This window comes from Chitinophaga rupis (genome assembly GCF_900109685.1).
Lineage (GTDB): Bacteria > Bacteroidota > Bacteroidia > Chitinophagales > Chitinophagaceae > Chitinophaga > Chitinophaga rupis.
This window is the reverse complement of sequence record NZ_FOBB01000010.1, coordinates 118458-130067: the sequence shown is the minus strand read 5'-3', so window position 1 is coordinate 130067 and position 11610 is coordinate 118458. Positions and strand designations below refer to the sequence as shown.

7 protein-coding genes are annotated in these 11610 nt (G+C 47.7%); 2 read left to right on the top strand and 5 right to left on the bottom strand.

Annotated features, from left to right (window positions below):
• Positions 1 to 54: 54 nt before the first annotated feature.
• Both BMZ54_RS27880 and BMZ54_RS27875 read right to left on the bottom strand, forming a co-directional pair.
• The gene (locus tag BMZ54_RS27880) at positions 55 to 1365 is read right to left on the bottom strand and encodes an alpha-L-fucosidase (RefSeq protein ID WP_162277687.1); all 1311 of its coding nucleotides are present in this window, start codon (positions 1363 to 1365) and stop codon (positions 55 to 57) included.
• 121 nt (positions 1366 to 1486) lie between these two features.
• On the bottom strand, positions 1487 to 4282 hold the full coding sequence (locus BMZ54_RS27875; protein ID WP_143081164.1) for a T9SS type A sorting domain-containing protein: 2796 nt from the start codon (positions 4280 to 4282) through the stop codon (positions 1487 to 1489).
• A gap of 649 nt (positions 4283 to 4931) precedes the next feature.
• Between BMZ54_RS27875 and BMZ54_RS27865 the strand changes: the two genes are divergently transcribed.
• Positions 4932 to 5519 carry a class I SAM-dependent methyltransferase gene (locus tag BMZ54_RS27865; protein WP_089919728.1) on the top strand — a complete coding sequence of 196 codons (588 nt, stop codon included), beginning with the start codon at positions 4932 to 4934 and terminating at the stop codon, positions 5517 to 5519.
• A gap of 255 nt (positions 5520 to 5774) precedes the next feature.
• On the opposite strand, the gene BMZ54_RS27860 is transcribed toward BMZ54_RS27865, so the two are convergent.
• Positions 5775 to 6233, bottom strand: a complete 459-nt coding sequence (locus BMZ54_RS27860) for a MaoC family dehydratase (protein WP_089919726.1) — start codon at positions 6231 to 6233, stop codon at positions 5775 to 5777.
• A gap of 126 nt (positions 6234 to 6359) precedes the next feature.
• Positions 6360 to 8612: an excinuclease ABC subunit UvrA gene (locus BMZ54_RS27855; RefSeq protein WP_089919724.1), complete on the bottom strand. Its 2253-nt coding sequence runs from the start codon at positions 8610 to 8612 to the stop codon at positions 6360 to 6362.
• A gap of 51 nt (positions 8613 to 8663) precedes the next feature.
• Here BMZ54_RS27855 and BMZ54_RS27850 point away from each other — a divergent pair, with 51 nt between their 5' ends.
• Positions 8664 to 9089 (top strand): MarR family winged helix-turn-helix transcriptional regulator, encoded by a 426-nt coding sequence (locus BMZ54_RS27850; protein ID WP_089919722.1) that lies wholly within the window; start codon positions 8664 to 8666, stop codon positions 9087 to 9089.
• 75 nt (positions 9090 to 9164) lie between these two features.
• Here BMZ54_RS27850 and BMZ54_RS27845 read toward each other — a convergent pair whose 3' ends face one another.
• Positions 9165 to 11606, bottom strand: coding sequence for an ABC transporter permease (locus BMZ54_RS27845; protein ID WP_089919720.1), 2442 nt, complete (start codon positions 11604 to 11606; stop codon positions 9165 to 9167).
• Positions 11607 to 11610 lie beyond the last annotated feature (4 nt).

The window sequence follows — 11610 nt, the reverse complement described above, 5'->3', positions numbered from 1 at the left end:
TGTGAAGCCTCCCTATTGGCCGGTAACATCATTCACCGGCCAATAGGATCCAGGCTATTTCAAAGTTAGCTTTACGATCACATCTGTTTTATTTTCTTTATTAGTGATCCCATTCAATACAATTTCACCTTCACTTTGGCTGAAGCTTACCTTTACATTTGTTCCCAGGTATTTTGCAGCAGCAATTTTTTGAGGAACAGATGGCAGAATGATCTTTCCTTCCGGAGGAGCTTTTAAAATATGAACATAGACCGCTTTATCTGTAAAAGTTGTTCCGCCCCATTTTGTATCCCATACTCCTCCTTTTGTGCCATAAATACTTTCTCCATATCTGGAAAGAAAATCGCCGATCTCTTTCAACCGCTGCACCTGTGCAGGCTCAATTTCTCCATCTGGCTTGGGGCCAACGTTCAACAATAAATTTCCATCCTGGCACACAACGGACACCAGTAAACGAATGCAGCTGTCAAGGGATATCATACGGTCTGCTGCCTGAGGTGTCCAGCCCCACGCCGTTTGACTGAGGTTGGTACATAATTCCCAGGGCCTGCTTTCTCTACCTCTTAATGTTACTTCCTGTGTATTAAAATCGCCCATCCATCCGCTGCGGGGATTGATCACGATCTTTGGTTGCAGCGCTCTTACCATTGAATTGAGCTTGACTGGCTCCCAGCTGAATTTTCCGGTATAAGGTTTATCAAAACCACGTGAGTACCAGCCTTTGGCTCCGTCCCACATGAGACCTGCAAAGCCAAGCCAGTTATCTTCTCCGCCGTCATACCATAAAACATCGATCTTGCCGTAATTGCTTAAGAGCTCACGCACCTGTGTGTAGGTTTGCTTTTTCATTTCCAGGGCATTGGAATAGTACAGATCGGGAAAAAAGAAACCGGGATACCGCCAGTCCAGCGGAGAATAGTAAATGCCGGCCTTCATGCCGGCATCATGGGCTGCATCAACATATTCTTTGATCAGATCTTTTTTCACAGGGCTGTTCATTGAATTGTAATTACCAAAACTGGTATTAAACAAACTAAAACCGTCATGATGTCTTGATGTTACCACCATATACCTGCATCCGGCCTGCTTTGCAACATCTACCCAGCTTTTCCCGGAGAATTTTGAAACGGTGAACGAGTCTTTCAGCTTTCCATATTCAGACGTGTCCATCCGTTTGTTGAACATGGCCCATTCCCCCTCGCCTAAAACTGAGTACAATCCAAAATGAATGAACAATCCAAACTTGGCATCTTTCCACCATTGCAGGTCTTTTTGCGGAAGCAGCAGTGAGGAATCTATGACTGCCTGTGCAAAGGAATGGTGTGTGATGATGATGAGCGGCAGCATTAAAAGCAATCTTTTCATTGAATTTGTTTTTGCATATAATGAATGGCAAACAGGTGCAGGTAGCTTCCTAAACACATCCACACACAAAAATAGGGAATGCTTCCTGCGAAGCATTCCCCGGGAATGGATGAGAAATTTGTCAATGAACAATGAGCTTCTTCGTAAAACTGGAACCTTCCGAATCTACCGTAACGACATAGAACCCTGCATTCAACCGCGAATCGATCTCTATTTTATTACTACCCTGCGTTTTCTTTTCATAAAGCATTCTGCCCTGATTATCATAAACCCTCACGATCGCATGTTTTGAGATCTCCTTCAGCAGGATCGTAAACCTTCCCTCATTGGAGGGGTTCGGATAAATGCTGACAGCATCCTCATTAATGCTGGCAGCCGAAGTATCACTAATGCCTGCTCTCAGTAAAGAGCCGTTCAGGGAGATATTAAAGGTCTGCGTGCTTTTGCATCCTCCGCTGTTCGTATAGGTGGCCACGTAGTTCCCGGCCTGGCTGGCCTGGACATTTGAAAGGTATACTTCCCGTGTAGCAGCGCTAAAATTATTCGGCCCGCTCCAGCTCCAGGAGCCGCCCTGCGTAGGCTGAGGGCCAAACTGCACGCTGCCGCCTGCAGCCAGAGAAGCATTGGCTGTCTGCTGCCAGGCGCCGTTATTTACATTTAAATATGGTGTGATAGCAGTAGGCGTACAGGCGGCCGGGCTTCCATAAACGATACCTCTGCCTGCTGTGCTCATATATACTCTCCCGAAAATATTCATATCTCCCTGCACGAATTGCCCGTTACCCGGACCGCCATATTCATGCGCATCATCATTTACACGCACCCAGGAAGTCCCCTGGTCTGTTGAGCGGTAAAGACCTCTGACATTGTTGATGGTACCCCAAATGAAGATGGTAGGATAATTTGCCCCGGAAGCAGCTATCCCAAAACCAACGGCTCCGCAATTGCCGACACCATTTATGGTTGAAAAGGATTGCCCGGAATTAGTTGAACGTGCCAGCCCGCCACCGTTCAAAGCTATCCAAACATGCCCCTCCACTCCGGGTGCCAGCCGTATGATCTTTGAACCGCCGCTGGCAACTGAACCGGCCTGAGAAAATGAAGCGCCGCCGTTGGTGCTAACCAATACCGCCCCATTTCCGGGATTGTATGCATAGAATTTATTGGAATTAACCGGATCGCCAACCGGCCGTGCTTCGGTAAAGCTTAAGCCGCTTACCGTTGACCAGGAAGATCCGTTATCCGTTGACCGGTAGGTGGTAGAAGATTCCTTCGGCGAATGCAGAACCGTATTACCGTTAGCGGATAATGCCACCTGTCCCTGGCTGCCATTCATGCTATTCTGGGTCCAGGTTGATCCCATATTATTGGAGTAATACATGTTGTTGCCTACCCGCACAATTTTGCCGGTGTTTTGAGCAGCTACTGCCAATCCGGTGGTGGTGCCCATTTGCGGATTGTGAATGGGGGCGTATTGATCAACATTGGTATGTCTGAATCCGTCATAGTCGCCAATAACAGATACCACCGGACCATTGGGAATACTTTCCAGGCCAAGCGGCACGGTTTCTTCGAGCCCTTTTACTGCAAATCGCCAGGTACCGCTGGAGCTGATGTTGTCATTTACAAAAATGCCATTGCCAGAAGTAACCCAAACCTTTTCCGTATTAAAGGGATCAAATTCTATAGAGCCGGCCCAATGGATGGCATGCCCGCTAACCCAGGTAATGCCATCGGGGTTCATGGTAAATCCCCGGTCCACCACATCCACCCAGCTGGAACCGCCGTCTGTGCTCAGGAACATCCTGTCGCCCCAGGCGCCGTTCTGGTTCATATAGGTGTTGATAGTAGAAGCTACAAGCCTGTTGGGATTATTAGGCGCAACGCTGATCCCTCCGAATGCCCTGCTGAAACCGGAAGGGGTGATGTTGGTCCATGCGCCGGTGGAAATGTTGTACTTCCAGATCTGCCCGTTATCCATGGGCTCCGGTAGTGACCAATGCCCGCTCGGCCCCGCACCGTTGCCATAAGTGATGAACAGGGTGCCATTACTGGCCAGCACTGCCCGGTGCGGCATAAAGCTGGTAGTAGCGCCGGCAACAGCAGAAAAGGACTGCCCGCCATTATCACTGCGGTACAGGTTGGTGCTTCCACTGCGTGATACCCCCACAATGATCCTTTGGGTAACACCGCCGGAGACGCTGCTTCCGTCTAAGATCACAAAGCTTATCCCGTTTTCATTCGGGGTGGTGGTTACATTAAGTGAGCTTAACCGGGTCCAGGTGGCGCCGGCATCGGTGCTTCTGAATAATCCGTTCCACCGCGTGCCGCAGTATAGAATGTTGCTGTTGTTAGGGTCTACTACAAGCTTTTCACCGCTTTGCCGCCCCATGCCATTGCCGTGGGCCTTGAATTGGTTGGTAACATCTGTAACGCTAAAGGAGTTGCCATAATCGGAAGACCGCAGAATAGCTGTTTTGCCACCGTTGAAATAGGAGATTCCTACCAGCATATACACTCTGCTGGGCAATTTGGGATCTATGGCCAAAGACTCAACACCCAGGTAACCAACTTCATTGTCAGATACCCAATCTAACAAAGGTACCCAGCTGGAAGTGGAAGCATTCCAGCGGTAGGCGCCTCCCACATCCGTCCGGGCATAGACCAGGTTTTGCTCGGTTTTACTGGGAATGACCGCGGAAACAAATCCGCCACCGCCAATAGGCAAATTCTTCCAGGTGTAGCCGGTCTGGGCCTTCGCTTCATAGCCCTGAAGCGCAATAATAATGGGAAGTAACCAGAGAAAGGCAAGTGCTTTTTGCCTGAATTGCGGGCGTACTTTAGCAGACATAAAGCATCCGGAAATAAAAGGCCATAGGATACACTCTTTAAATAGTGTAGGTAGTGTTGTTTTCATACAGGTTAATGGTTTAGGTAGATCAATAATTCTAAACGGGTTAAAAGAATACAGTGACGGAGAAAAACTGGCAAAAGATACGCGCTACCCCTGACCGGGTAATTGGCGAAAGTGCTGACAGGATGACATTATGCAGGGATGACCCCGAGAAGCTTCGCGGTAGCAAACGTATTTTCATAACGGGAATCTTTCTCTTAACTGAATGGAGTAAAAATACCCGGATGTTCCTGGAAATGGGGTACTCATATGTTGCAGATAACGGCGGAAAATGTTTCAGATCTATGCGGTGAATAGGCCCCCTAAATATGGTTTTAAAGATCCGCTCAATATTCCCGGCCTTTGGGCGTGGATGCACAGCCCTTTCAGGGTGGAGGCCGGCTACCGCGGGACCGGTGATCTTCGTACGATCTTAACTGTTATTCTGTCATACTTAATTATATGGACTAATTATGTCAGGGACAGGGGCACCGGACGTTTGTAAAATGACCAATATGCCGTTTCCATTGAGAGTAATTAAACCAAAGAGAAATGGAGACACAATACAAGAAATCAATACATTTGATGGCGACGGAATGTGCATGGGATTTCATGACTGTTTGCATGTCATTGGAATCAATTTGTATCAGTTATTTTAAACTCAAACCTAACTATGACAGACGAGTCAAATGGCTACGAAAGCATTGCAGAAATATATATTAAGGGGAGAGGCCGGGCGATTAATGGAATAGGTGCGTCAACTGCCCGCGCCTGGGCCCGAACGTTAAAGGCAGGTTCCGTAGTGCTGGATCTTGGATGCGGAACCGGCATTCCGGTCACTAAGATACTGCTTGAGGCCGGATTGAATGCCTATGCAGTGGATGCATCTCCAAAAATGGTTGAAGACTTCCGGCATAATTTTCCCGGTGTGCCTGTTGTTTGTGAATCAGTTGAGCGGTCTCCTTTTTTTAACCGCACCTTCGATGGCATTATTTCCGTTGGATTGATGTTTCTGCTCTCTGAAGAAACTCAGCGGACCTTAATCCACAAAATGGCTGCAGCTTTGAATCCCGGCGGAAAATTATTGTTCACCGCTCCTCTTGACAAAATTGAGTGGAAAGATGCGATGACGGAACAAGCCTCGAGATCTTTAGGAGCTGAACAATATAGATTGCTAATTTCAACTTCGGAATTATCCATCGGTGAAGAGTTCGATGATGAAGGTGGGAACCATTATTTCAGTGGTATCCGGCCAGGTTAGGCAACGCTATTGCTTTAATCCGGATCCATTTGAACACCCGGGGGCATCATCACTAGTTCAAGTGCGGTCCCGATTTCGAACCATTTTCGGTTTAGCAGGAAGCCGCTCTGATATAAAGTGTTCTTTTCCATATTTGCAAAAATCGTTATTTAACCGTCACAGAAGCCCGCAATAGAGTCAGGGTCTCGTGGCAGCACAGTGAACGCTGTTGCGCCAGGTTGGATGTTGTCCCATATCCCTGGTAATTTGCCTCAATTAATTGAAATGATACAGGAATATCACATCTCCTGTATACACCGGTTTGGGATTGTCTCTGAGCATTAAAGTTGCTTCGATAACCGCCTTCACGGTTCCCCTGAGGTTTGTTATTGATTTTACCTTAGCCTGTAATTGGATCTCGCTGTCAACCAACACAGGCTGGCCGAACTTGAAGTTTTCGATCCCATAATTGATCTCCATTTTTACATTTCTTACATCAGCAATCTGTTTCCATAGGTAAGGAATAAGAGCTAGCGTCAGGTAACCGTGTGCAATCGTTGACTTAAAGGGGCCTTCGTTTTTTGCCCGGTCTTTATCAACATGTATCCATTGATGGTCTAATGTCGCATCGGCAAATTTATTAATTTGCTCCTGGTTAATTCTGTGCCAGTCCGAAACTCCTAAAATTTGTCCTTCAAAAGATTTGTATTCTTCAAAACTGTTAATAATCACCATAGTAAAAATTATATTAATCAACACATTTGAATTCAATATACAAGTTTTATAATTGATGTGATAATATCAATCTTATAAATAAATAATAAATCTTTGTAAGATTGGCATGCTGGAAACCGTCCAGACTTACAGGCCCAAATGAATTTTGAGGTGTTGTCCGGTTGCTGAAGAATTATTTGAAAGCAAATTTTCGGGAGTGCCTTCAAAGATAACCCTACCTCCGAACTTGCCCGCACCAGGGCCAATGTCGATAATCCAATCCGCCTGTGCGATAATGTCCAGATTATGCTCAATAACAATCAGTGTATTGCCATTGGTTACCAGATCATTTAGGTAACGCAATAGTTTTTTAGTGTCGCTGGGATGCAATCCTGTGCTTGGTTCATCAAGTACAACAATGTTATTGCTTTCCCTGAGTTCTTTGACGAGCTTTAGCCGTTGTCTTTCACCGCCGGAGAACCCGTCCAGTCTTTGGCCCAGGGTAAGGTAGTCCATGCCAAGCTTGGTTAACAGGTCGAATTCGTGATGGAATTGATCATCGGTAAAAAATGTCTTAGCCTCATTAACGGTCATGTCCATTACCTGGGTGATATCCTTGCCGTTAAAAAGATATTGTAAAACATCCGGGTTGAATCCCGAGCCACCGCAAACCTCACAAGGTTGTTCTATGTCATCCATAAAGGCCAGGTCTATCTTTTCAATCCCAAGCCCTTTGCAGTTCTGGCATGCCCCATCGCTGTTTCTGCTGAAAAGCCGGTCTGATACTTTATTGGCTGAGGCGAAAAGCTTTCGTATGGGATCTGACAGGTTAAGGTACGTCAGCAAAGTTGAACGGGAGCTTGCTACAAACATTGACTGATCGATGATCTTCACTTCGGGGTAACGCAGTGGCAAAATTTTATTGATGAGCGTACTTTTTCCTGAACCGGCGACCCCGGTAACCACCGTCATTACCGACTTCGGGATATTAACATCGATATTTTTCAGGTTATGCAGATCTGCATTTTCAATCACCAGATAACCTTCGTGCTGGCGTGGCTTCCTGTTATATACTGGTTTTTCAGAAAAGTAAAGGCCGGTCTTTCCGGTTGATTTTTTTAATGCTGAAAAGCTGCCCTGGTATATAATTTTGCCTCCCTTTTTACCCGAGCCTGGCCCCATGTCCACGATATGGTCTGCAATCTTTATCAGATCAGGATCGTGTTCGACTATGAGAACCGTGTTTCCTTTATCTCTTATCTGCCCGATAATTTCAGCAATATTTTTCAGGTCATGGGGATGCAGGCCAATGCTTGGCTCATCAAAAATATAGAGAAGGTCAACCAGGCTGTTCCCAAGGTGCTTGACCATTTTTATCCGCTGGGATTCACCACCTGATAAGGTATCCGTACGCCGGTCGAGTGTTAGATACTGAAGCCCGATATTCATCAGGTTCTGTAGTTTCATTGATAATTCCTTTATAATCGACGCATAAGGTTTGGAGGTCAGCCCCTCTATGAAAATAAGCAGATCGTCAATGGAAAGCGCTGCACAATCCGCAATATTTTTACCTCCGATCCTGCAGGACAAAATTTGCTTGTTTAATCGTTGTCCATGACAGGAAGCGCAGGGTTTTCTGACTACCACCTTATTAAGGGAATCTTTTCTTGTCATATTTTCTTTGGAATCCTTTGTCAAAAAGCCTTTTTCAATTCGGGGGATAATGCCTTCATACTTTACTGTTTTCCCCCATTCCCTGCCTGGCTTTTTAGGTTTGTGCTCTTCGGCATACAGGAGCAGATCAAGTTCCCGGGCAGTATAATCTTTCAATTTTTTATCGTTGTCAAAATATCCTGAGTATACATATCTTGTCCATCGCCACCCACCCGGCTGAAAAGTTGGAAACCGGATGGCGCCTTCATTAAGCGTCTTTTCCGGGTCTATCAGTTTCTTTATATCGACAGTTTGAGTGAAGCCTAAACCTTCACATTCGGGGCACATCCCCTGGGGATGATTAAAAGAGAATACATTGGAGTAGCCAACGAAAGGACTGCCCATCCGGGAAAAAAGCAGCCTTAGTGATGCATAAATGTCCGTGGCCGTGCCGACTGTTGATCTGGCATTTCCGCCCAGCCTCTTTTGGTTTATGATCACAGGCACATTGAGATTTTCAATTTTTTCAACATCGGCTACTCCAAGATGCTGTAACCGGTTTCTTACAAAACTATTTTGCGTTTCGTTTATCTGCCGTTGGGCTTCGGCTCCTATCGTTTCGAAAACCAGGGAGGATTTGCCCGAGCCGGAAACCCCGGTAAATACGGTTATCTTGTTTTTGGGTATGGACAGTGATAGGTTCTTCAGGTTATTCTGCCTGGCGTTGGTTACAATAATGGATTTCATGCTTCTTTTTATTAACTTTGTTAATATTTAACGAAGTTAATCATTTTCGTGATGAATGCGAACCAACAAATGTTTTTTGAAGTATTTACTGATTTTCAGTGTTTTATTTTAGCCCACATGAACAAGAGCGATTACAATGGAGTCACAGCAACGCATTATAACATCGTCGAACTTGTATATAGAAAAGGCAAAATGAATGGCAAGGAGCTGGCCCGGAATCTCGGGGTCAGTCAACCGGCTATCTCCAGGCAATTGAAGTTCCTGATTGAAAATAATCTTTTAACCCAGGAACAGGGAAGTGCAGATCGTAGAACATTTTATTTAAATGCGACTGAAAAAGGAAAACTACTTATTGACGGATCGGAAAGCTTCCGCAAAAATGTAACCACACAAATTGGTAATATTCTCAGTGAGAGCGAACTACAAAATTTGACTTTGCTATTGGCAAAGGCCCTGAAAGGCTTAAAAGTGGACTAGTTGTAATAGCCACTACTTGAACCAACAAATAAGAAATATAAGTCAAGGGTTAATCTTACAAATCCAAAGTCGAAATCATTCGCTGCGGAGGGATTTTATCGGGTTGGCGAGGGCCGCGCGGATGGTCTGAATACTGACCGTCAACAGGGCAATGGCTAGGGCGACGGCACCGGCCACGAGGAAGATCCACCAGCTGATCTCCGTACGATAGGCAAACGTCTCGAGCCATTTGTACATCGCCCACCACGCGACGGGGAAGGCAATGAGCGCAGCGATCCCGACAAGCATCGTGAAGTCCCTGCTGAGGAGGCCGACGATACCACTGACGCTGGCGCCGAGGACCTTGCGGATCCCGATCTCCTTGGTGCGTTGTTCGGCAGCATAGGTAACGAGGCCGAAGAGCCCGAGGCAGGCAATGAGGATGGCGAAGACGGCGAAGGTGATGAAGACCTGGGCGGTCTGCTGCTCGGTGTGATACAGTTTATTAAAGTCGTCATCCATGAAGGTGTAGCTGAAGGGCAATCCTTGCCTGGCCGCATGGAACTTACCTTCGACCTGCCGGACGAGACTGAAAACATCATTCGTGTGGAAGCGGACGGCAATGTTGCTCCAGTTAGACGTGTTGACCACCATGAGAAGGGGGTGGATCTTGTCATGCATGGAGTTATAGTTAAAATCCTTTACGACGCCAACGACATGAAAGGTGAGAAGCTTGAACTGATCATCGTGATTGTAAAGGATCAGATTGAGCGGGTCCTTCACGCCGAGCATCGCTACGGCGGCTTCATTGAGGATGATGGCGGTGGAGTCGGTAGGAAATTGCGCGAGGTCAAAGTTGCGGCCTTTGATCATCTGCATGCCGAGGGTAGGAATATAATGGTCGTCGACCCTGAGTGTGGTCATGATGATCGCCTTCCTGGCGTCGAGCGAGGCATCCGGAAACCAGCCTTCCTGCCAGTAATGGCCATCGACGGTGGGGATGTCGGGGGTGACGGTTGCGTCGGTGACCGCGGCAAGGGTGAGCAGGTTCTTGCGAAGATTGGTCGTGCCATCCTGGCCGAGCGGCCAGGTACCATGGATGACGAGTACATGATCCCGATTGAAGCCAACTTCCTTATTTCGAATATAGTGCAGCTGGCGATAGATGACGAGCGTACTGACGATGAGTCCAATAGAAATAAAAAATTGAAAGACCACCAGGCTGTTACGAAGCCAGCTGCTCCTAAAGCCTGCGGCTATCTTTCCTTTTAATACATGGATCGGCTGAAAAGAGGAAAGGTAGAAGGCGGGGTAGCTGCCTGCGAGACAGCCGACCACCAGCGCCAGGAGGATGAGGACGGGCAGGAACCGGCCGCTGAAGAGCACGTTGGGATTGAGCGATTTGCCGGCAAGCTGATTGAACATCGGTAGCAGCAGCACAGCGATGCAAAGGGCGAGGACGAGAGAGAGGAGGCTGAGCAGGATGGACTCGGTGAGGAACTGGAGGATGAGGTGTCCTTTTGTCGAGCCGGCGACCTTGCGGATGCCCACTTCCTTGGCGCGGTTGGCGGAGCGGGCGGTGCTGAGGTTCATGAAATTGACGCAGGCGATCAGGACGATGAGCACGGCGATGACAGAGAAGATGTATACGAACTGGATATTGCTGTTGGCTTCGAACTCACTGGACTTATTGGAATGGAGATGCACGTCGGTGAGGGGGAAGATGGGGCACCGGAAATGATTACCCGCTTTCTCGAGGTCGGCACCCGAAGTGTGGAACATTTGCTGGAGGGCCGGACTGATGTGGAGGTTGACGACTTCGTCCACATCCTTCTGGACCTCGGCTCGCGTAGTGCCGGGTTGGACAAGGATATAGGTATAATAAGCATTACTTACCCAGTTGTTGTCGCTGGGGTCATTAAAGGTCCAGGATTCGCGCATTGGGCGAATGAAGCTGAAATGGAACTGGGACTGTTCCGGCATGTCCCGGATGACCCCGGTGATCGTGAGAAGTGTATTGTCGGCACCAACCTCCAGCGTGCGGCCGATGACATCGGTGCTGTTGAAATAACGGCGGGCGGCAGTTTCATCGATCACAATCGAATGAGCATCGTTGAGGGCGGTATTGGGGTCGCCGGCGATCATAGGCAGGGTGAAGACCTTGAAGATGGTCGAGTCGGCAAAGACAAAGTGATGGTCGAGGACGTGATCGTTGCCCTTCCTCACCAGCAGGCCGCCCGGGTAGCGGAACCTGACCATTTGCTGGATCTTCGGATACGAAGCGACCAGAGTGGGACCGAAAAATTTGGATGTGGTGACAGCGTCGTATTGGGTGTTATTAAAGTATAGATCCTCATCGATCCGATAGATGCGGTCGGCGTTGACGTTGTAGCGATCGTAACTTAGCTCATCGGTGACGTACAGGACGATCAGCAGACAGATACCGAGGCCGGTGGCGAGACCGAAGATATTGATAAAAGAGTAGCCGCGGTTCTTGCGAAGTTGGCGGAGAGCCAGGAGGAGATAGTTTTTGAACATACTC

Excerpts from the sequence above, each read along its gene's own strand:
- BMZ54_RS27845 (WP_089919720.1), bottom strand. The coding sequence starts at position 11,606 with ATGTTCAAAAACTATCTCCTCCTGGCTCTCCGCCAACTTCGCAAGAAC.
- BMZ54_RS27860 (WP_089919726.1), bottom strand. The coding sequence starts at position 6,233 with ATGGTGATTATTAACAGTTTTGAAGAATACAAATCTTTTGAAGGACAA.
- BMZ54_RS27865 (WP_089919728.1), top strand. The coding sequence starts at position 4,932 with ATGACAGACGAGTCAAATGGCTACGAAAGCATTGCAGAAATATATATT.
- BMZ54_RS27850 (WP_089919722.1), top strand. The coding sequence starts at position 8,664 with ATGAATGCGAACCAACAAATGTTTTTTGAAGTATTTACTGATTTTCAG.
- BMZ54_RS27875 (WP_143081164.1), bottom strand. The coding sequence starts at position 4,282 with ATGAAAACAACACTACCTACACTATTTAAAGAGTGTATCCTATGGCCT.
- BMZ54_RS27855 (WP_089919724.1), bottom strand. The coding sequence starts at position 8,612 with ATGAAATCCATTATTGTAACCAACGCCAGGCAGAATAACCTGAAGAAC.
- BMZ54_RS27880 (WP_162277687.1), bottom strand. The coding sequence starts at position 1,365 with ATGAAAAGATTGCTTTTAATGCTGCCGCTCATCATCATCACACACCAT.